18 protein-coding genes and 1 riboswitch are annotated in these 20,779 nt (G+C 73.6%); of the genes, 7 read left to right on the top strand and 11 right to left on the bottom strand.

What is annotated here, in order from left to right:
• Positions 1 to 72: 72 nt before the first annotated feature.
• Both ABZ793_RS32720 and ABZ793_RS32715 read right to left on the bottom strand, forming a co-directional pair.
• On the bottom strand, positions 73 to 1,008 hold the full coding sequence (locus tag ABZ793_RS32720; protein WP_357464502.1) for an ABC transporter substrate-binding protein: 936 nt from the start codon (positions 1,006 to 1,008) through the stop codon (positions 73 to 75).
• A gap of 111 nt (positions 1,009 to 1,119) precedes the next feature.
• Positions 1,120 to 1,202, bottom strand: a riboswitch (cobalamin riboswitch).
• Positions 1,203 to 1,368: 166 nt separating this feature from the next.
• Positions 1,369 to 3,246, bottom strand: coding sequence for a M14 family metallopeptidase (locus ABZ793_RS32715; protein ID WP_357464500.1), 1,878 nt, complete (start codon positions 3,244 to 3,246; stop codon positions 1,369 to 1,371).
• Positions 3,247 to 3,458: 212 nt separating this feature from the next.
• On the opposite strand from ABZ793_RS32715, the gene ABZ793_RS32710 reads away from it, so the two are divergent.
• Complete coding sequence (locus ABZ793_RS32710; RefSeq protein WP_357464498.1) at positions 3,459 to 4,814, top strand: C39 family peptidase; 1,356 nt, start codon at positions 3,459 to 3,461, stop codon at positions 4,812 to 4,814.
• A gap of 69 nt (positions 4,815 to 4,883) precedes the next feature.
• Here ABZ793_RS32710 and ABZ793_RS32705 read toward each other — a convergent pair whose 3' ends face one another.
• The 3 genes from ABZ793_RS32705 to mqnE are packed head-to-tail and all read right to left on the bottom strand — an operon-like array spanning position 4,884 to position 6,822.
• Positions 4,884 to 5,159, bottom strand: a complete 276-nt coding sequence (locus ABZ793_RS32705) for a DUF4229 domain-containing protein (RefSeq protein WP_357464496.1) — start codon at positions 5,157 to 5,159, stop codon at positions 4,884 to 4,886.
• A 47-nt stretch (positions 5,160 to 5,206) separates the two neighbouring features.
• Positions 5,207 to 5,629: a hypothetical protein gene (locus ABZ793_RS32700; RefSeq protein ID WP_350701930.1), complete on the bottom strand. Its 423-nt coding sequence runs from the start codon at positions 5,627 to 5,629 to the stop codon at positions 5,207 to 5,209.
• Positions 5,630 to 5,652: 23 nt separating this feature from the next.
• Positions 5,653 to 6,822: an aminofutalosine synthase MqnE gene (gene mqnE / locus ABZ793_RS32695; RefSeq protein ID WP_357464494.1), complete on the bottom strand. Its 1,170-nt coding sequence runs from the start codon at positions 6,820 to 6,822 to the stop codon at positions 5,653 to 5,655.
• 243 nt (positions 6,823 to 7,065) lie between these two features.
• Between mqnE and ABZ793_RS32690 the strand changes: the two genes are divergently transcribed.
• From ABZ793_RS32690 to ABZ793_RS32675, 4 genes are all read left to right on the top strand, one after another.
• Positions 7,066 to 8,625 (top strand): NlpC/P60 family protein, encoded by a 1,560-nt coding sequence (locus ABZ793_RS32690; protein ID WP_357464492.1) that lies wholly within the window; start codon positions 7,066 to 7,068, stop codon positions 8,623 to 8,625.
• Between the two features lie 166 nt (positions 8,626 to 8,791).
• Positions 8,792 to 10,294, top strand: coding sequence for a hypothetical protein (locus ABZ793_RS32685; protein WP_357464490.1), 1,503 nt, complete (start codon positions 8,792 to 8,794; stop codon positions 10,292 to 10,294).
• Positions 10,295 to 10,412: 118 nt separating this feature from the next.
• On the top strand, positions 10,413 to 12,404 hold the full coding sequence (locus tag ABZ793_RS32680; protein ID WP_357464488.1) for a DEAD/DEAH box helicase: 1,992 nt from the start codon (positions 10,413 to 10,415) through the stop codon (positions 12,402 to 12,404).
• Between the two features lie 108 nt (positions 12,405 to 12,512).
• Positions 12,513 to 13,133, top strand: coding sequence for a putative glycolipid-binding domain-containing protein (locus ABZ793_RS32675; protein ID WP_357464504.1), 621 nt, complete (start codon positions 12,513 to 12,515; stop codon positions 13,131 to 13,133).
• Positions 13,134 to 13,181: 48 nt separating this feature from the next.
• Here ABZ793_RS32675 and ABZ793_RS32670 read toward each other — a convergent pair whose 3' ends face one another.
• The 3 genes from ABZ793_RS32670 to ABZ793_RS32660 form a co-directional block, all read right to left on the bottom strand.
• Complete coding sequence (locus ABZ793_RS32670) at positions 13,182 to 14,273, bottom strand: PLP-dependent cysteine synthase family protein (RefSeq protein WP_357464486.1); 1,092 nt, start codon at positions 14,271 to 14,273, stop codon at positions 13,182 to 13,184.
• A 22-nt stretch (positions 14,274 to 14,295) separates the two neighbouring features.
• Positions 14,296 to 15,123 (bottom strand): SDR family oxidoreductase, encoded by an 828-nt coding sequence (locus ABZ793_RS32665; protein ID WP_357464484.1) that lies wholly within the window; start codon positions 15,121 to 15,123, stop codon positions 14,296 to 14,298.
• 84 nt (positions 15,124 to 15,207) lie between these two features.
• Positions 15,208 to 15,666, bottom strand: a complete 459-nt coding sequence (locus ABZ793_RS32660; RefSeq protein WP_357464482.1) for an Lrp/AsnC family transcriptional regulator — start codon at positions 15,664 to 15,666, stop codon at positions 15,208 to 15,210.
• A 269-nt stretch (positions 15,667 to 15,935) separates the two neighbouring features.
• On the opposite strand from ABZ793_RS32660, the gene ABZ793_RS32655 reads away from it, so the two are divergent.
• Positions 15,936 to 16,202, top strand: coding sequence for a BldC family transcriptional regulator (locus ABZ793_RS32655; RefSeq protein ID WP_357464480.1), 267 nt, complete (start codon positions 15,936 to 15,938; stop codon positions 16,200 to 16,202).
• A 66-nt stretch (positions 16,203 to 16,268) separates the two neighbouring features.
• Here the strand turns inward: ABZ793_RS32655 and ABZ793_RS32650 are convergent, their stop codons facing one another.
• Positions 16,269 to 16,898: a UbiX family flavin prenyltransferase gene (locus ABZ793_RS32650; RefSeq protein ID WP_357464478.1), complete on the bottom strand. Its 630-nt coding sequence runs from the start codon at positions 16,896 to 16,898 to the stop codon at positions 16,269 to 16,271.
• 192 nt (positions 16,899 to 17,090) lie between these two features.
• On the opposite strand from ABZ793_RS32650, the gene ABZ793_RS32645 reads away from it, so the two are divergent.
• A complete protein-coding gene (locus ABZ793_RS32645; protein WP_357464476.1) occupies positions 17,091 to 18,074 on the top strand; it encodes a terpene synthase in 984 nt (327 codons plus the stop codon).
• Between the two features lie 68 nt (positions 18,075 to 18,142).
• On the opposite strand, the gene mqnP is transcribed toward ABZ793_RS32645, so the two are convergent.
• Complete coding sequence (gene mqnP, locus ABZ793_RS32640) at positions 18,143 to 19,057, bottom strand: menaquinone biosynthesis prenyltransferase MqnP (RefSeq protein WP_357464474.1); 915 nt, start codon at positions 19,055 to 19,057, stop codon at positions 18,143 to 18,145.
• Positions 19,057 to 20,517, bottom strand: a complete 1,461-nt coding sequence (locus ABZ793_RS32635; protein ID WP_357464472.1) for a menaquinone biosynthesis decarboxylase — start codon at positions 20,515 to 20,517, stop codon at positions 19,057 to 19,059. The genes mqnP and ABZ793_RS32635 overlap by 1 nt, the downstream gene beginning before the upstream one ends.
• Between the last annotated feature and the right edge of the window lie 262 nt (positions 20,518 to 20,779).

The following is a 20,779-nucleotide window of genomic DNA, read 5'->3' as shown; positions in this document are numbered from 1 at the left end:
GACGCGGGGAGCGTCCCGGCCCGCCGGGTGGGTCGTGCCGTGTCGAGGGCCTTGGTCATCGACGGGCGCGGCTCACGCGGGCACCTTGGCGGCCGCGTCGATGATGGCCCGGAGCAGGTCCACCACGCGGGGGCCCCAGCGCGACGCGACGTCGTCGTCGAGCGCGACGACCTGGTTGTTCTTGACCGCGGTGATGCCCGCCCAGCCGGCGCGCGCCTTGACCGTGTCCGCGCTCTGCTGGCAGCACTTGGTGTCGGCGAGGAAGACGAAGTCCGGGTCCGCCTTGACGATGACCTCCTGCGACAGCTGCGGGTAGCCGCCGTTCTTGCCGTCGGCGTCGGCCGGGTCGGCGATGTTCTCCAGGCCGGCCATCGTGTAGAGCGAGCCGATGAAGGTCTTGCTGGTGGCGGTGTACAGCTCCGGGCCGAGCTCGTGGTAGTAGGTCAGCTTCTCGGCGCGCTGCGGCAGCCCGGCGACCAGCTTGGCGATGTCGTCCTTCATCCGCTTGGTCACGTCGGCCGCCTCGTCCGCGTGGCCGGTGAGCGTGCCCAGCTCGGTGATTTGCCGGTACGAGTCGTCGAGGGTGGTCGCGGCCGGGGTGAGGTAGACCGGGATCTTCAGCGTCGTGAGCTGCTCGACGATCTTGTTGCGGTCGTCGGAGAGCACCACCAGGTCGGGGCTCTTGCCGGCGATCGCCTCGGCGTTCGGGGAGAAGCCGGAGAGGTCGGTCTTCGGCGCGTCCGGCGGGTAGTTCGAGTTGTCGTCGACGGCCGTCACCTGCGGGCCGGCCCCGATCGCGAAGAGCATCTCGGTGGCCGACGCCGACAGCGACACGATCTTCTCGGGCCGCTTGTCGAGGGTGAGCTTGCCGACGGTGACCGGGTAGGCCGCCGCCGCGGAACTGCCGCCGGCGGCGGGCGTGTCGGTGGTCTTCTCGGCGCAGGCGCCGAGGGCCAGCGCGGCCACCGCGAGGGTCGCGGCGAAGAACCGGGGGGTACGTCTGAGCATCTGTCCTCCTGTCGGTCGAGGAGCGTGGTGCTTCGCCGACAGGGACCCCGTGCGCCCGTCCGCGAGGCGCCCTTCCTCGAGAGCGCGAGTCGCGACCACTGACGCAGGCGACCTGGCTCGTCCCCGCCGCGCCCGGCCTCGGCCGGGAGTGGTGGGGCATCACAGTTGCGGGACAGCGCCGGTTTCGCACCGGCTTCGCTGCTAGCGGTCGGTAGAACCGTAGCGCACGCCCCGGACGTGCCTCGTCGATCCAGGCCGCATCGGCGCTTGTTGATCTACAACAGCAGCGATATGCCCTGGATCGACGCGTGCTGGGGGGTGGTGGGGCCCCGCCGGGGGCGGGACGGGGCCCCACCGGGCTCAGGAGCTCGTGATGGTGACGTTGTCCACAGCCGCCTCGACCAGGCTCGCGCCCGAGGCGTCCGCCGCCTCCACCAGGATCCGCACCGACTGGCCGGCGTACGGGGTGAGGTTGGCGTTCGCCACCGCCCAGGCGCCGTTGCGGTTGGTGGCCGCCCCGGACTGCGTGAACAGGGCCGTGGTGCCGCCGTTGTGCACCACGCTGACCCGGAAGTAGTCGGCCGACGAGGCGTTCGACCCGTGCGCCAGGTACCAGGCCAGCGAGAGCGTCAGCGTGCCCGAGGACGGCAGGGTCACCGCCGGCGACCGGGCGCTGGTCACGCCGCCGTCGATGTCGTAGTCGCCCGCCCCGGTGCCGGCGAGCTGGCCGGTGACCAGGTCGTTGCTCCCGCCGTACGGGGTGAGCTGCTTGGCGCCGCTGGAGGTGGTCGCCTGGGCGGCGCCCCGCTCCCACGCCCCGGCGGTCGCGGTGTCGGTGCCGTTCGGGTTGGTGGTCCACCCGGTGGCCGTCTCGAAGGTGTCCGACCAGACCGTGGTGCCGCCGCCACCGCCGCAGTACTGCGCCTCCTTGCCGATGACCCGGTACGGGCAGTCGGCGTACTCGCTGAGCAGCAGCACCGCCTCCCGGTTGCGCGAGGTCTGGGCGGGGATCACCTCGTCGGGCGGGTAGGAGCCGCCGCCGAGCGACGAGCCCGGGTACATCTCGAAGGTGTACGCCCAGATGCCGTGCTGCCCCCACATCCAGTCGATGCTGTCGCCGTCGGTGATGTAGAGGTCGCTGGACTGCTGCGGGGTGTAGCCGTTGGTGTTCGCCATCTGCTGACCGAGGGTGGCGAAGGTGCTGTACTGGTCGGCGCTCATGCCGGGAGCGGTGTTGTTGTATGTGTAGCCGAACGGCCAGAGCACCAGCTCCGAGTAAGTGTGGAAGTCGATGTTGGCCTTGATCTGCTGCGTGCCGCCGACCACCCGGCTGTTGACGAAGTTGCGCAGCGCCTGGGTCTCCGGGGCGGAGAACGCCGACGGGCCCCGGTAGGTCTCCGACGAGGTCGAGCCGGACGAGCCGCCGCAGCAGCCCCACTGGTAGGACCAGTTGCGGTTCAGGTCGGTGCCCACGTACGACGAGCCGCTGTTCGGCTGCCGGTTCTTGCGCCAGGAGCGGTAGGAGCCGGTGGCGATGTCGTACTCGCTGCCGTCCGGGTTGACCGTCGGAACGATCCAGATCTCCCGGCCGTTCACGATGTTGGTGATCCGCGAGTCGGTGCCGTAGCTGTCGGTGAAGAGGTTGAGCAGGTAGATCGCCATCTCGACGGTCAGGTGCTCGCGGGCGTGCTGCTGCGAGTTGAACAGGATCTCCGGCTCGGCCTCGTCGGTGCCGACGTTGTCGGAGATCTTCACCGCCATCAGGTCACGGCCCTCGTACGAGGAGCCGATGCTGATCTTCCGGGCGATCGAGGGATGGTCCGCGACCACCTGGTTGACCACGGCGGTCAGTTCCGCGTAGTCGTGGTAGTTGGAGTCGGCGGGCGGGAAGGCGGTCGTGCCGACGTCCCCCTCGGCGTGGCTGTGGCCGTCGGCCGACGGGGCCGGGACCGCCTCCAGCCGGAAGCCGAGCCGGGTGATCGCCGCCGCCTCGGCGGGGGTGGCCGAGACGTTCAGCACGCCGTGCTCGACGTAGTCGATGGCGGCGCCGGTGCCGGCGACCGCGGTGCGGTCGGCCACCGTACGCGGACCGAGCACCCGGTAGGACGACGCCGGGGAGTCGGCGGCGTGCTCGGGTTCGGGCCGGGCGGTGGCCGGCGCGGCGGCGACGGTGAGCAGGCCGAACCCGGCGGCGACAGCGAGCGCCAGGCGGCGGAGGACGGGCTTGCGGAAGGCCATGGACAACCTCCTCGGGGGGCGGGAGAAGATCCCGCTCGGTGGAGGACACTCCACCATCGCTCACATGGTCATATCAACATTCATCGCTGTCTTGTTGCATGCCATCCTGATCCTCACACCGGCAAGGATTTTCCAACCGTCGACCTCTGGCGAAAGTTCCTTCCGAGCGAGACACTGACCGGCAACGATCCGCCCGTCTCTGCGGAGGACCCATGTCCAGACCACGCCTGCGCGCGGCCACCCTCGCGGCCGCCACCGCGCTCACCCTTCTCGGCACCGCGGCACCCGCCGTCGCCGCGCCCGTCGCCGCCTCGGCGACCACCCGACCGGTGGTCCACGACGAGCAGATCACCTTCCAGGACTGGACCCGCTACCCCGACTGGCGTCAGGGCAGCCACGCCGGCACGCGGGCCGTCCCCGGTCTCCGGCCGGGCGTCACGCTGGCCACGCCGCTCGGCACCACCGACTACACCGACCCGCACACCGGCATCACCAAGAGCTGGGAGTACGCGACCTGGACCTCCCCGGTCACCCAGGTCGGGTTCGACGCCACCGAGCTGATCGCCTCGTGGAACGCGGAAACCCCCTCCGGCACCTGGATCCAGGTCGAGATGCAGGGCACCTACAACACCGGCGTCCAGACCAAGTGGTACGTGATGGGGCGGTGGGCCTCCGGCGACGCCGACATCAAGCGGACCAGCGTGAACCGGCAGGGCGACCCCTGGTCGACCATCTGGACCGACACCTTCAGCATCGACGACGCCTCGGTCGGGGTGCTGCTGCGGGCGTACCAGCTGCGGCTGACCCTCTACCGGGCGCCGGGGCAGCAGGCCGCGCCGGTGGTGCACACGCTCGGCGCGATGAGCTCGAACGTGCCCGACCGGTTCACCGTCGAGCCGAGCGCCGGCGGCATCGCCTGGGGCCGGGAACTCGCCGTCCCCCGCTACTCGCAGAACATCCACACCGGCCACTACCCCGAGTACGACGGCGGCGGCCAGGCCTGGTGCTCCCCCACCTCCACCACGATGGTGATCGAGTACTGGGGCCGGAAGGCGTCCGAGGAGGACACCGCCTGGGTCGACCCGACCTACCCGGACCCGACGGTCAACCACGCCGCCCGGATGGTCTACGACTACCAGTACGACGGCGCCGGCAACTGGCCGTTCAACACCGCGTACGCGGCCAGCTTCCCCGGCCTGGAGGCGCGGGTCACCCGGCTGCACTCGCTGGACGAGGTGGAGCGCTTCATCGCCGCCGGCATCCCGGTGGTGACCAGCCAGTCGTTCCTGGCCAGCGAGCTGGACGGCGCGGGCTACGGCACCTCGGGGCACCTGTTCGTGATCGTCGGCTTCACCGCCGAGGGCGACGTGATCGTGAACGACCCCGCCTCGTCCAGCAACGAGGCGGTGCGCAACGTCTACCCGCGCGAGCAGTTCGAGCAGATCTGGCTGCGGACCAAGCGGATCAACGCCAACGGCGGGGTTTCCGGCGGCTCCGGCGGCGTCGTCTACCTGATCAAGCCCGAGCGGATGCCGTGGCCGACGGTCGCCGGCTCCACCAACTGGTGACCTGACGGTCCGACGGCACGGTCGAGGGGTTCGCGTCACCCGGGTCCGCCCCGGGGCGCGAGCCCCTCGTCACTTCTCGGCGGCGGGGGCGTCCGGGTCCTGGTCGTCGCCGGCGAGGGCGGAGCGGAGGCGCTCCTTCTCGGTGCGGCGCCGCTCGGCGGCCTCGGCCATCTCCACCGCCATCTCGTCCCGCCAGCCCTTGAGCAGGAAGAACGAGGCGGCGGCCGAGAAGGCCAGCGCCAGCATCAGCTTGACGAAGAGGTTCATGTCGACCAGCCAGAGGGCCGCCAGCACGGCGACGAACAGCCCGATCCGGCCCAGCGTGTACTTGACCGCCGCGCTCACGTTCCGCACTCCGTTCTCCGCCGCCGGGGGTGGCCCCGGCGGAAGGTTCAGCCCGTCCGGCGGGCCAGCCAGTGGACGCCGTGGAACCAGACCACCGCGTACCCGAGGGTGAACGCCGCCGCGCCCAGCCCGCCGGAGACCAGCGGGGCGAGCCCGGCGGCCAGGCCGGCCACCACCAGCCCGGCGACCAGCCCCACCGCGCCCGCCACGAGCGCCGCCACCACCCGGGCCGCCCCGAACTCCCAGGCCCGGAAGTCGTCCCAGAACAGCCAGGCCGGCAGGATGACCGCCAGCCAGCCGTTGGCCCGGCCGAAGTCGCCGCTGCCGATCAGCGTGAACGCCCAGTCGAACAGCACCACCGCCAGCACGCCGATGACCAGCCCGGCCAGGCTCACCCCGAGCAGGTCGCCCAGGGTGAGGATGCGCCCCTCGGCGTCGCGCCGGGGGAACCCGCTCTGCTGCTCGGTCATGGCCTACGAGATTACGTGCCGGCTCAGGCCCAGACCTGCTGCGGCTCGGCGCGGCGCTCGGCCAGGGACGGGGCGGCATCGTACTCGCGGACCACCTCGTAGCGGGTGTTCCGCTCGACGGGGCGGAAGCCGGCGTCCCAGATCAGGTGCAGCAGGTCGTCCCGGTGCATCGTGTTCGGGGTGCCGTACGAGTCGGCGTCGTGGGTGATCTTGTATTCGACGACCGAGCCGTCCAGGTCGTCCACGCCGAAGTTGAGCGAGAGCTGGGCCACCGAGAGGCCGTGCATCACCCAGAAGCACTTCACGTGCGGGACGTTGTCGAAGAGCAGCCGGGAGACCGCGAAGGTCTTCAGCGACTCGGCCGGCGAGGCCATCGTCGTACGCTCCTGGATCCGGTTACGGATCTTGCCGTCCGCCGAGTCGACGAAGTCGTGCTGGTAGCGCAGCGGGATGAAGACCATGAAGCCGCCGGTCTCGTCCTGCAACTCGCGCAGCCGCAGCACGTGGTCGACCCGGTGCCGGGGCTCCTCGATGTGCCCGTAGAGCATGGTCGACGGCGTCTTCATGCCCTTGCTGTGCGCCAGGCGGTGGATCCGCGACCAGTCCTCCCAGTGGCAGGCGTGGTCGACGATGTGCTGGCGGATCTCCCAGTCGAAGATCTCCGCTCCGCCGCCGGTCAGCGACTCCAGGCCGGCGGCCATCAGCTCGTCGAGGATCTCGTCGGCGCTCAGGCCACTGATCTTCTCGAACCACTGCACCTCGGTCGCGGTGAACGCCTTCAGCTTGACGTTCGGCAGCGCCGCCTTCAGCTCGCTGAGCACCTTCGGGTAGTAGCGCCAGGGCAGCGTCGGGTGCAGGCCGTTGACGATGTGCAGCTCGGTGAGCTGCTCGTCCTCCATCTCCTTGGCCTTGCGGACCGCCTCGTCGATGCGCATCGTGTAGGCGTCCTTCTCGCCCGGCTTGCGCTGGAACGAGCAGTACGCGCACGAGGCGGAGCAGACGTTGGTCAGGTTGAGGTGCCGGTTGACGTTGAACATCACCCGGTCGCCGTTGAGTTCCGTACGCCTGTGGTGGGCCAGCCGCCCCAGCCACGTCAGGTCGTCGCTGTCGTAGAGGGCGATGCCGTCCTCGCGGGTCAGCCGCTCGCCGGCGTACACCTTCGCTTCGAGCTCACGCTTGAGTCCGGCGTCCATCGAAAGCCACGTCCCTTCCACCTGCGGTCGGAATCGAGCCTACGTCCACCTGCCGACGCCGCCGCAGCACGGTCGGCCCCCGTGGGCCGATTCACCGAACTCTCAGCCTCCCGTTACCTCTCGACGCATCGACATGGCTGCGCGGGTGAGGTAAGACAGGATGGGACGTTCGCCACACACTGGTAGCGTCCTCACGGCCGCGTCCACCCTGGCGCGGCGACAACACGCCGGACGGGGAGCGGAATGGTCGACAGCGGGCGCGGGCGACGGCAGCGACAACGGAGCCCGGTGATCTCGCCGGTGCTGCGTCCGGCGCTCTGGTCCGCCCTGCTCGGAGCCGTCGCCGCCACGGTCCTCGCCAACCCGGTCCAGGCCGACCCGGCGCTGCCCACCAGCGTCCCCGACACCGGCCTCCGGCCGGCCGTCACCGGTCAGCTCCAGCTCCCCGGCGGCGCGCCCGTCACCGGGGCGCCGGGCCTCGGCGGGGTGCCGGGCGCACCGGCCGGCAACCTGATCAACGGCCCGCTCGCCACCCAGATCTACGCCGCCGAGGCCCAGGTCGGGCAGCTCCGCGACCAACTGCTCGTGCTGCTGCAGAAGCGCACCGAGGCCGAGGGCCAGCGGGCCACCGCCGAACGCGACCTCGCACTCGCCCGGGACGCGCTGGCCCGCGCCCAGGAGGGCGCCGACGCCGCCGCCGCGGGCGCGTTCAAGGCCGCCGCCGCCCTCCCGCCCGGCGAGTTCGCCAACGACCTGCACGAGCTCAGCCGGCTCTCGCGGATCATCCGCGGCGAGAAGGCCGAGGGCGGCACCACCGCCGCAGAGGGCGAGCTGTCCCGGGCCCGCACCGGCGAGCAGGTGGCCGGCCAGGCACTGATCTCGGCCGAGTCCCGGCTCAAGGGCGCCCAGACGGAATACGCCGCCGGCGAGAAGGCCCTGCGCGACGCCGAGGCGAAGCTGGCCAAGCTGCGCCGGGACAACGCCGCGCAGCTCATCGAGCTCGAGCGCCAGCAGGAGGCCCTCGACCAGCAGCTCGGCACCGACTACCTCGGCAACGAGACGGCCAACGGCCTGGCCGCCCACCCCACGGCCCTGAAGGCCGTGGCGTACGCCAAGGCGCAGCTCGGCGACCCCTACCTGTGGGCCGCCGAGGGGCCGGACCGGTTCGACTGCTCCGGCCTGATCTACGCCGCCTACCGGTCGGCGGGCTACTACGGGCTGCCCCGGGTCTCCCGGGACCAGTACTACGCCACCCGCTCCCGCACCGTGTCCCGCAGCGCGCTGCTCCCCGGTGACCTGCTCTTCTTCGCCTCCGGCACGAGCTGGACGACGATCCACCACATGGGCATGTACGTCGGCGGCGGCAAGATGATCCACGCGCCGACCACCGGCGACGTCGTCAAGATCTCCACGGTGCGCTGGTCCCGGCTCTACGCCGCCACCCGGGTGATCGGGGCGGTGCCCGCGCCGACGAGCACCCCGTCGCCGACGCCGACGCAGAGCAAGCCGCCCTCGCCGAAGCCGACGCAGAGCCCCAAGCCGACCCCGAAGCCCACCTCCCCGTCGCCGTCCCCGTCGACCTCGCCCTCGGCGACCCCCACCGGTTCGCCGTCGCCCACGACGTCGCCCAGCGCGTCGACCTCGCCGTCGCCGTCCCCCACCGGGTCGTCGCCGGCGGCGAGCCGCTCGGCCTCGTCGGAGCCGAGCGCCACGTCCGGCAGCGTGGCGCCGACCACGGCGGCGAGCAGCACCGACCCGGAGAGCAGCACGTCGGCCACCGCCTCGGCCAGCACGGGTAGCTGACCGGGACGCGCCGGCTCCGCCCGGCGCTCCGATGCCGGTCGGCACGGGCCACGGCCCCGGAACGCACTCCGGCTGTGCCGCCGGGCCGGAATGTGGCACGGTGACAGTCAGGCACGCCCGGTCCGACGTCGCGGATCCGGGCGCGAGCGCGGCGCGGAGGGCGAGCATGGCCGAGCAAGAGGTTCCGGCGGAGCCGGTCGACCACGGATCCACGCCCGACGGGAGCCGCGCCGAGGCCCCGGCGCCCACCGGCGGGTCCATCGCGACCTCGGCCGACGGCAGCCCGGCGTCGGGCACGGGCTCCGCGGGCGCGTCGGGGCCGTCGACGGAGCCGCCCGCCGACGACGTACGCCGACAGCCCGCCCGGGGCCGGGTGAGCGTGGCCACCGCGGCCGCGCCCGGCGAGGGCGACGCGGCACCGTCGGCCCGCCCGGCCGCCGGCACCACCTACCGGGCCACCGGTGCGGCCGCTCCGGCCGGCGCGCCGGTGCCCGAGCAGCGGGCCGCGGCGGCCCGGGCCAGCGCCGCCGTGCCCGGGATGCGACGGGTCTCCGCCGACGAGGCCTCGGCCATCCGGTCGCGCACGGGCGAGGCGAGGGTCTACCGGGCGGCGCCGGTCAACCCGGAGCCGCCGGAGCCCGCCCAGCCGCCGGAACCGGCGCAGCCGCCCAAGCCGCCGGTGCCGGAGCCCGAGCCGGCGCCGGCCCCCGTGCCGCCGGTGCCCGGCCCGACCCCGCCGTCCCCGGCCCCGCCGGTCCCGGTCCCGACCCCGCCGGTCCCGACCCCGCCGATTCCCGTCCCGGCGCCGCCCCGGCCGGGGCCCACCCCACCGGGCCCGGTGCCGCCCATGCCGGGTCCGCCGACGCCGCCGCCCGGGCCGCCGGTGCCCGCCCCGCCGCCACCGCCCGGCCCGATGCCGGCGCCGCCGTTCCCGCCGCCGCCCGCCACGGCCACCGCGCCCGTCCCGGCCCCGCCGGCAGCGCCCGCGAGCCCGCCGGCGTCCCCCGTCCCGTCTGTCTCCGCGCCGTCGTTCACCACGCCGTCGGTCTCCCCGCCGCAGGTCTCCGCCCCGCCGGCGTCCGCGCCACCGTTCGCCGCGCCGCAGGTCTCCGCCCCGCCGGCGTCCGCGCCACCGTTCGCCGCGCCGCAGGTCTCCGCCTCGCCGGCGTCCGCTCCGCCGGTCTCCGCGGTGCCCGTGCCCGCTCCCGCGATGCCGGCCTGGCCGCCGCCGACCAGCCCCGGTGACCGTCGGCCGGGCGGCACCGAGCCGGCCACGGCCCCCGGGGAGGCGCGCCGGCTGGGCGATCGTCCCGCCGACGCGGGTCGTGACGGGGGCCCGGCGGCACCGGGCGGGCGGCCCGACGCCGCCTCCGCCGGGCGCTTCGACGGCCGGACCGACCTGGGCACGATCTACGGCGCCGGCTCGGACGGCCCGGGCTTCGCCACCGTCTCCTTCCCGACCAACCCGCTGGAGAACTCCGGCTCGTTGACCGGGCACATCCTGGCCCAGGGCTGGACGGAGACCCCCACCGAGGAGCGGTCCAGCACGGCCAGGGTCATGATCGTCCTGGCCGCTTCGCTGGGTCTGCTCGTGGCGATCAGCGTGCTGGTCGTCCTGCTGGCCACCGACACGGTGGGCGGGCTGGTGGGCGGCGTCCTGACCAAGTGAGCCGCCCGGCGACGACCATGGTGAGCCCGCCCACTACCGATCCGTGGTGCGGTGGCGGGCTCGCCGCTGCGCCGTACACTGGTGGAGATCACTGACCCGGCGCGCGTCGTGCGCGCCCATGGGCGATCTTGCGGGCGATTCGGCGGCGTTCAGCTGCGGCAGGCCAACGCGAAGATGCGCCCCGCTCGAAAGGCATTTCTTGACCGCGTTTGCTGAACCCAGCACGTTTCCGCCCGCCCTCGACACCGCCGACACGCAGTCCGTCGTCGAACAGGACGCCACCCCGCAGGACTCCGCCGCACCGGTGACGGCCGAGGCCACCGACTTCGCCGCGCTGGGGCTGCCCCAGCCGCTGGTCCGCGCGCTCGCCCGACAGGGCATCACCGCCCCGTTCGAGATCCAGCGCGCCACCATGCCGGACGCGCTCGCCGGCCGGGACGTCCTCGGTCGGGGCCAGACCGGCTCCGGCAAGACCCTGGCCTTCGGCCTGCCGCTGCTGGCCCGGGTGGCCGACGGCGAGCGGGCCCGGCCGCTGCACCCGCGCGCCCTGGTCCTGGTGCCGACCCGCGAGCTCGCCATGCAGGTCAACGACGCGCTGCTGCCGCTCGGCAAGGCCGTCGGCGTGTTCCTGAAGACCGCCGTCGGCGGCGTGCCGTACGACCGGCAGATCGACGCCCTGCGGCGCGGCGTGGAGATCGTCGTGGCCACCCCGGGCCGGCTGGGCGACCTGATCGCCCGGGGCGTGTGCCACCTGGACGACGTGGAGATCACCGTCCTCGACGAGGCCGACCAGATGGCCGACATGGGCTTCCTGCCCGAGGTCACCGAGCTGCTGGCGAAGACGCCGGCGGGCACCCAGCGGCTGCTCTTCTCGGCCACTCTGGACGGTGACGTCGACGCGCTGGTCAAGCGGTTCATGACCGACCCGGTGACCCACTCGACCGCCCCGTCCACCGCATCGGTGTCCACCATGAACCACCACATGCTGCTGATCCCGCCGCACGACAAGTTCCCGGTGGCGGCGTCCATCGCGGCCCGGGACGGGCGGACCATGGTCTTCGCCCGCACCCAGCTCGGCGTCGACCGGCTGGTCGAGCAGCTCGCCGCCGTGGGCGTACGCGCGGGTGGCCTGCACGGCGGCAAGACGCAGCGGATGCGTACCCGCACGCTGGCCGAGTTCCGTGAGGGTCGGATGAACGTCCTGGTCGCCACGGACGTGGCGGCCCGGGGCATCCACGTGGACGGCGTCTCGCTGGTGCTGCACGTCGACCCGCCGAAGGACCCGAAGGACTACCTGCACCGCGCGGGGCGTACCGCTCGGGCCGGGGAGTCGGGCGCGGTCGCCACGCTGGTGCTGCCGAAGCAGCGCCGGACGACCCTCGCCATGCTGGAGAAGGCCGGCGTGGCGCCGGCCGAGACCCGGGTGCGCGCCGGCGACCCGGCGCTCGCCGAGCTGACCGGCGCCCGCGAGCCGAGCGGTGTCCCGGTCCGCAACGAGCCCGAGGAGCCGCGCCGGCACGGCGACCGGCCGGGCGGCCCGCGCCGCTTCGGCGACCGCGACGCCCGGGGCGAGCGGCGCTACGGCGACCGGCCGCACGGCGAGCGCCGCTACGGCGACCGACCCCAGGGTGAGCGCCGGTACGGCGACCGACCCACCGAGGGACGCGGCTACGGCGAGCGGGGCTTCGCGGACCGGGGCGAGCGGCGCTACGGCGACCGGCCGCACGGCGAGCGCGGCTACGGCGACCGCGACGGGCGCGGCGAGCGGCGCTACGGCGACCGGCCGCAGGGCGAGCGCCGGTACGGCGACCGGCCCACCGAGGGACGCGGCTACGGCGACCGCACCCAGGGCGAGCGCCGCTACGGCGACCGGCCCACGGAGGGGCGCGGCTACGGCGACCGGCCGACCGACAGCCGGGGCTACGGCGACCGGCCGCAGGGCGAGCGCCGCTACGGCGACCGGCCCACCGAGGGACGCGGCTACGGCGAGCGCGGCGAGCGGCGCTTCGGCGACCGGGGCGGCTTCCGGCCCGAGGGCCGGGGTCGAGACGACCGGCCGCGCGACGAGCGGCGGGGCTTCGGCGGGCGGCCGCCGGCGCGTACCCACTGATCACGAGCACCGACCGGAACGCCGTCGCGGAGCCCACGCTCCACGGCGGCGTTTCCGCATCCGCTGCCGGTGTCGGTCGCGTCGCGTAACGTCCGGCTCATGCCGACCATGCCGAAGTCGCTCTTCTGGACCCGGACGGACACCGCCGGCACGGAGCACGCGCTGTTCGACGACGGCCGGGGGCTGACCGCTCGGGGCACGCTCACGGCCGTCGACCCGGTCCCCTACACCTGCCGCTATCAGCTCACCACCGACCCGCAGTGGGTGACCGCCCGGGCCGAGGTCGAGGTGGAGGGCAGCGGGTGGCTGCGGAGCGTACGCCTGGAACGGGCCGGCGACCGGTGGCGGGTGACCACCGGCGAGCAGGGCGACCTGGACGCGGCGCTGCGGGCCGCCGGCCATCCGCCCGCCGGGCTGCCCGGCACGGACGACCCGGACCGGCTGGCCGAGGCGCTGGACGTCGACCTCGGCGGTTCACCGCTGTTCAACGCCCTGCCGGTGCACCGTCTCGGGTTGCCCCGCGCGCCGGCCGACACACCGCACCGGGTCGCCGTCGCCTGGGTGCTGGTGCCCAGCCTGATGGTGGTGCCCGCCGGGCAGGTCTACACGCCGCTCGGCCCCGGCCGGGTCCGCTTCACCAGCGACACGTTCACCGCCGAGATCGACCTCGACGCCGACGGCTACGTGGTGCGCTACCCGGGGTTGGCCGAGCGCGTCGACCCGCGCTGACCGCCCGGCCCCGTGCCGGAGTCGACCAGCCGGACGTGCCGCCGCGGGTCAGGCCGGCCAGGCGCCGTCGGCGAGGAAGCGCTCGATCGTCGCCAGGTGCGGGCCCAGGTCGAGGCCCTGGGCGGCCACCCAGTCGTCGGCGTAGTAGGTGTCGGCGTAGCGGTCGCCGGCGTCGCAGATCAGGGTGACCACCGAGCCGGTGCGGCCCTCGGCGAGCATCTCCGCGATCAGCCCGAAGGCGCCCCACAGGTTGGTGCCGGTCGAGCCGCCCACCCGGCGGCCGAGCACGGCCGAGCCGGCCCGCATGGCGGCCAGCGAGGCGGCGTCGGGCACCTGGACCATCCGGTCCACCACCGAGGGCAGGAACGACGCCTCCACGGTCGGCCGGCCGATCCCCTCGATCCGCGAGCCGCGCCCGGTGCGGACCGACCAGTCGGCCGCCTGCCAGGCGGGATAGAACGCGGAGTTCTCCGGGTCGACCACGCAGAGCTTGGTGGGCAGCCGCCGGTAGCGGGCGTACCGGCCGATGGTGGCGCTGGTGCCGCCGGTGCCGGCGCCCACCACGATCCACGTCGGCACGGGGTGCCGCTCCAGGGCGAGCTGCGCGTAGATCGACTCGGCGATGTTGTTGTTGCCCCGCCAGTCGGTGGCCCGCTCGGCGAAGGTGAACTGGTCCATGAAGCGCCCGCCGGAGTCCTCCGCCAGCCAGCGGGCCTCGACGACCACCTTGGCCGGGTCGTCGACGAGGTGGCAGCGGCCGCCCTGGAACTCGATCTGGGCGATCTTCTCCGGCGAGGTGGAGGCCGGCATCACCGCGATGAACGGCAGCCCCAGCATCCGCGCGAAGTACGCCTCCGAGACCGCCGTCGAGCCGGAGGACGCCTCGACGATCGTGGTGCCCGGGCCGATCCAGCCGTTGCACAGCCCGTAGAGGAAGAGCGAGCGGGCCAGCCGGTGCTTGAGGGAGCCGGTGGGGTGCACCGACTCGTCCTTCAGGTAGAGGTCGATCCCCCACGCCCGGGGCAGCGGGAACGGCAGCAGGTGGGTGTCGGCGGACCGGTTGGCGTCCGCCTCGACGGTGGCGATCGCATCGGTCACCCAGCGCCGGCTGGCCTCGTCGCACCGGTCGAGATGAGTCACGTCCGAAACCTAGCAAGCCCGCTCAGGGCGGCTCGGCTCCGGCCCGGCGGCGCTGGCGGCGCTGACCCGCCCGGCCGGCCGCGAGGATCAGCGGGGCGAGCCGTACGGCCGGGCCGGGCAGCGCGTCGAGCAGCCGGACCTGCGCGCCGCGCCAGCGGGGCACACTGACCACCGGGCGGGGCCGGCGGGCCAGGCGCGCGGCCCGGCGGGCCACCCGCTCGGGGTTCAGCAGCGTCCCGGTGAAGGAGACCGCGGCGCCCGGGTCGTCGAGCCTGTCGTGCAGCATCGGCGTCCAGATCCCGTCCGGGCAGAGGCACGACACGTGTACGCCCCGGTGCCCGGCCAGCCGCAGGTCGGCGAGGGTGCCGACGCTGAAGGCCACCAGGGCGTGCTTGCTGGCCGCGTAGACGGTCTCGCCGGGGGCGGCCACCAGCCCGGCCAGCGAGACGACGTTGACCACGTGCCCGTGCCCCTGCGCCCGCATGACGGCCAGTGCGGCGAGGGTGCCGTTCATCGCCCCGAGGGTGTTCACCTCGACCACCCGGCGGCGGGTCGCCGCGTCGTGCTCCCAGGAGGGGCCGGTGACGAGGATGCCGGCGTTGTTCACCCAGAGGCCGAGCCCGCCCCGGCCGGCCGCCTCGGCGGCGACGGCGGCGCAGGCGGCCTCGTCGCAAACGTCCAGCGGGCGGGACCAGCCGCCGAGCGGCGCGGCGGCGTCGGCCGCCGCCCCGGCGTCGAGGTCGGTGAGGAGCACCGGCCAGCCGTCGGCGTGCAGGGCGGCGGCGATGGCCCGGCCGAGGCCGCCGGCGGCACCGGTGACCACGGCCGCCCCGGGGACGGGCTTCGTCATCGGCGCACGCTATCGCCGCCGACGGCGGGACGCCAGGGCCGGCGGGACGACCCGGCGGGCCAGGCGTGCCCCGTGCCGCGGCGGTCAGGTGGTGGGCGCCACCGGGGGCTGCGGGCGGTTCTCCCACTTGGTGGAGAGGGCGATGCCGGTCCGGGTGGAGGCGACGCCGGGGGTCCGGTTCAGCCGCACGATCAGCCGCTCCAGCTCCGCGATGGTCCCGACCCTGGCCTTGAGCAGGAACGACTCGACGCCGGCCATGAAGTAGCAGGACTCGATCTCGGGCATCTGCCGGAACGCCTCGAGCACGTCGTCGGTGTCGGCGCCCGAGTCCTCGATGATCCCGATGAGCGCGGTGACGGCGAGGCCGATCGACTCGGGCTCCACCTCCGCCCGGTACGCCCGGATCACGCCGCCGGACTCCAGCTTGCCGACCCGTTCGTGCACGGCCGGCGCGGAGAGGCCCACCTGGCGGGCCAGCTCGGCGTAGGACAGGCGGGCGTTGCCGCGCAGCAGTTCCACGAGGCTCAGGTCGATGGCGTCCACGGACTGTAGACCCTAGCGGTCCGGGCGTAACGTCGGGCATTCGGAGCGCGTTGAACATGACAGGGTGTAGTCGTTCGCAAACTCACAGTCAAGGGAGCCGTCCGCAGGTAATATTTCCTAACTTCCCACTCAGTGCGTTTTTCGCGTTTGGCGGACAGGCCAGGTCGCTGGTGCTGTAATTGCCATACGTCCCTCATGACGGCTCTGGGCTCGCACCGGCCGGGGGCAGTGTGTTCAGCCGGGGGCTTCGTCGACGCGAGGAGGGGGCTGTGGACACTGGAGATCGCCTGCTGACACCGGGTGAAGTTGCCGCACTGTTTCGGGTTGACCCGAAGACTGTGACGCGATGGGCGGCGGCGGGCCGGATAGGCAGCATCCGGACTCCAGGCGGGCACCGCCGGTTTCGGGAATCCGAGGTGCGGGCCCTGCTTGAGGGTGAGGGCATGTTGGACGAGGCGGAGGACGTCGGCAAGCCGCGCAACACGGGCCCGGCCGCCTCGACCGGCCCGGGCCCGGCCAACGCGGGAATGTACTGACCGGCGCGGATCGGCGCGCGGACCGGACACCGACTCCGGTCCGCAGCCCTGTGAACCCGGCCGGGCTCAGTCCCGCGCCGCGCCCAACTCACCAGACCAGCGGCGGAACAGGTCGTGCGGTACGCCGAGGGCGTCCAGCACCTTGCCGGCGACGAAGTCGACGAGCTGCTGGGCGGAGGCCGCCGCCCCCGCACCGTAGAAGCCGGGGCTGGCCGGCAGCACCACCGCCCCGGCGTCGTGCAGGGCGATCAGGTGCTCCAGGTGGCTGCGGGTCACCGGCGTCTCCCGGGGCACCACCACCACCGGCCGGCGCTCCTTGAGGTTCACCTCGGCGGCGCGCTGGAGCAGGTCCTTGGAGAGCCCGATGGCGATGCCGGCGCAGGCCGCCGTACTCGCCGGGACCACCGCCATCCCGCGTACCCGGTAGGAGCCGCTGCTCGGGCCGGCCGCCAGGTCGCCGGCGGGCCAGTGCCGCACGTCGGCGCCCGCGAGGTCCCGGCCCAGCCAGGTGGCCAGGTCCTCCGCCCAGTGCGCGTCCCGGAACGGACGGCCGGTCTCGTCCAGGACCGTCAGCCGGGCGGCCCGGGAGACGATCAGGTCCACCGGCTCCCCGGCGTCGAGCAGCGCCCGCACGACGGCCGCCGCGTACGGCGTTCCGGACGCCCCGGAGACCCCGACCACCCATGGTTCCCGCATGCCACCAGCCTGCCTGGTCGCTCGCCGGCGCCGTCAGGCACCCCCGGACCGGCGCCCGCCCGGGATACCCGCCTGCGGGGTGGTTTGTCCCCGACGAGCGCGATGTCGGCCGGGATCGCGGGCATCCCGGCGACCTGACATGCTGCCGGGGCGATTCGCACGGACGCAGATCGCACGCGGGAGGAATCGGTGATGACTGACGAGATCCTCTGGTCGCTACGGTCGGAGTGCCCCATCCCGCCCAGGCTCTCGCCGCACGCCGACCGGGTGCAGGGCTGGCTGACCGACGACCTGCTGCCGGGCCTCGGCCTGCCGGCCGACGACGGGACGCCGCAACGGCTGGCCCGCGCCGGCGTCGCCCGGTACGCCGGCCGCCTCTACCCGGGCGCCACGGAGCCCGACCTGCGCGTGCTGGCCGCGCTGTTCACCTGGTTCTTCCTGGTCGACGACGCGTGCGACGGGCCGGGCCGGCTCGGCACGGACGAGATCCGGGCGCTGCGCGCCGGCGCGCTGACCCTGCTGCGTGAGGGCCCCCGGATCCGGCACGCCGGACTCACCGGGCCGCTGCGGCGGCTGCTGGTGCGCGCATGGCGGGAGCCGCGCCGGCGGATGCCGGCACGCTGGCGGCTGCGCTTCGCCGAGGCGGTCGCCGACCACCTCGACGGCACGTGGCGGGAGGCGGTCAACAAGTCGGCCGGACGCCAGCCCGGCGTCGCCGAGTACGTCGAGCTGCGCCGCGCCACCTCCGCCACGTACGTGTCGTACCCGCTGGTGGAGTTCGTCACCGGGCGTCCGCTGCCCGACGCGGTGCACCACCACCCGCTGCTGCGCCGGGTCGCCGCCACCGGGAACGACCTGGTCTCCTGGTACAACGACCTGGCCTCGCTGGAGCGCGACCGGGTCACCTCGGGCGGGCACAACCTGGTGCTGGCGACCGCCGCCGAGCACGGGGTGCCGGTGGAGACCGCGGTCGCGCTGACCGCCGAGCGCTGGCGGGCGTCGATGCGGCGCTTCGTCGAGCTGCGGGCGGCGGTGCCGTCGTTCGGGCCGGCGCTGGACGAGGCGGTCACCGACCACCTCGACGGGGTGGCGAACGCCGTCCGGGCGACCGTCGACTGGACGCTGGAGAGCGATCGCTACCCGGGCTCCCACCCCGAGCCCGCCGCCCTCCGCTGACCCTCGCCCGCGCACACTCCGGCCCTCCGGCGAGCCCGCCCACCGAGCGGGCGCTGCTGCCGGCGCGGTCAGGGGCGCAGGTCGAGGCGGATCACCAGGTCGAGCAGGGCGAAGACGAACAGCGCGATGCCGACGAAGCCGTTGGCGGTGAAGAAGGCCCGGTTGATCTTGCTCAGGTCGGTCGGGGTGACCACCACGTGCTGGTAGCCGAACGCGAGCGCGGTCAGCGCCAGCCCGATCCACCAGGGCCAGCCGAAGCCGACCAGCGCGCCGAACCAGATGAAGAGCGCGAAGGTCACCACGTGCGCCACGGTCGAGGCGTGCAGGGCGAAGCGCCGGCCGTACCGGGCGGGCACGCTGTGCACCCCGATCTCCCGGTCGATCTCGGAGTCCTGGCAGGCGTAGATGAGGTCGAAGCCGCCGATCCAGAGGCCGACGGCCGCGCCGAGCAGCCAGGCGGGCCACGAGCCGTCGAGGGTGCCAGTGACCCCCAGCCACGCGCCGACCGGGCCCACCGCCTGGGCGACCCCCAGGATGGCGTGCGGCCAGTTGGTGAACCGCTTGCCGTACGGGTAGACCACCAGCGGCACCACGGCGAGCGGCGCGAGCACCAGGCAGAGCGGGTTGAGCAGGGCGGCGGCGGCGAGGAAGACCACGAGCGCGACCGCCGCGCCGGTCCAGGCCGTCCGCACGCTGACCGCCCCGGTGACCAGTTCCCGGGAGGCGGTACGCGGGTTCCGCGCGTCGATCCGCCGGTCCAGGATCCGGTTGGCCGCCATGGCGAACGTCCGCGCGCCCACCATCGCCACGGTGATCAGCAGCAGGTCCGCCCACCGCACCCGCCCCCCGTGAACCTGCATGGCGGTCAACGCCGACAGGTACGCGAACGGCAACGCGAACACGGAGTGCTCGATCGCCACGAGCTTGAGGAAGGACTTGACCCGGCCGGGACGCTCCACCGGCTCGGCGACGGCGGTGGCCATCAGATGCCGTACTCCTTCCAGCGCTTGTCCACTAGGGAGACGACCTCGGGGGCCATCGTCATCTCCTCCGGCCAGCCCCGGGTGTAGCCCTCGCCGGGCAGCTTGCGGGTCGCGTCGACGCCCGCCTTGCCGCCCCAGAACTGCTGGTACGACGCGTGGTCCAGGTGGTCCACCGGGCCCTCGGTGAGCAGCAGGTCGCGGGCGTAGTCGACGTTGCCGAAGGCGCGGAAGGCGACCTCGTTGTAGTCGTGCACGTCGCAGTCCTCGTCGACGATCACGATCAGCTTGGTCAGCGACATCATGTGCGCACCCCAGATCGCGTTCATGACCTTCTGGGCGTGCTTCGGGTAGCGCTTGCGGATCGACACGATCGCGCAGTTGTGGAAGACCCCGGCGGCCGGCAGGTCGTAATCGACGATGTCCGGGATCAGGAAGCGCAGCAACGGCGCGAAGATCCGCTCGGTGGCCTTGCCGAGGCCGTGGTCCTCCTGCGGCGGTTGCGACGTGACGATCGAGTGGTAGACCGGGTCGCGCTGCATGGTCATGCACTCGATGTGCATCACCGGGAAGGGCTCCACCGGCGTGTAGAAGCCGGTGTGGTCGCCGAACGGCCCCTCCGGGAGCCGCTCGCCCGGCTCGATGTAGCCCTCAAGGACGACCTGCGCGTGCGCCGGCACCTGCAACGGGACCGTCAGGCAGTCCGTCATCTCGACCCGCTCGCCGCGCAGGTACCCGGCGAACAGGTACTCGTCGATGTCGGCGGGGAGGGGCGCGCTGGCCGAGTAGGCGACCACGGGATCGGCGCCGATGGCGATCGCCACCGGCAGCCGCTGCCCGAGCCGCTCGGCGACCGCGTGGTGCGCCGTCGAGTTCTTGTGGATCTGCCAGTGCATGCCGATGGTGTTCCGCGAGTGCTGCTGCAACCGGTACAACCCCAGGTTGCGCTTGCCGGTCTCCGGGTGCTTGGTGTGGGTCAGCCCGAAGTTGTGGAAGATCCCGCCGTCACCCGGCCAGACCTGCAGCCCTGGCAACCGGTTCAGGTCGACGTCGTCGCCACGGTAGACCACCTGCTGGCAGGGGGCGGTCTTGACCTTCTTCGGCGGCATCGACTTGAGCTGCATGACCTTGCCGAGGCCGTCCATCATCCCGGAGAGGCCCATCGGCAACTCCGGCTTGAGCATGTCGCCGAGCCGCTCGCCGATCTCGTCGAGCCGCTCGACGCCGAGCGCCATCGCCATCCGCTTCTCGGTGCCGAAGAGGTTGATCGCCACCGGCATCTCGCCCCGCGTCGGCCGCTCGAAGAGCAACGCGGGGCCGCCCGCGCGGACCGTCCGGGTGACGACCTCGCTGATCTCCAGGGTGGGATCGACGGGGACGCTCACCCGCCGCAGCTCGCCCGCGCGCTCCAGCGCCGCGAGGAAGTCCTTCAGATCGTTGTACGGGAAGCCACGAGCCGCCATGCCTGCCAGTCTCCCGCACCGGTCGGAGCGGCCACCACGCCGGGTGGTGTGACACCGGCGATCCCGGCGGCACGGCGACGCGGGACCGGTCCGGCCGTCTCGACCGGGCCGCGGCCCACGCGATCGAGATCGATCTTCGACACACCGGACCGGGCGGCCGGCGATCACTAGTGCCGCATCAGGCAACGTTTGCCCTGTCGTGACGTGACGCGCCGTCCGGATGCTGGTCCGGACGGCGCGGTGTCGCCAGGCTGTCCGGGTG

The sequence above is a fragment of the Micromonospora sp. NPDC047465 genome, assembly GCF_040643125.1.
GTDB lineage: Bacteria > Actinomycetota > Actinomycetes > Mycobacteriales > Micromonosporaceae > Micromonospora.
This window is presented reverse-complemented; position numbering and strand designations above follow the sequence as displayed.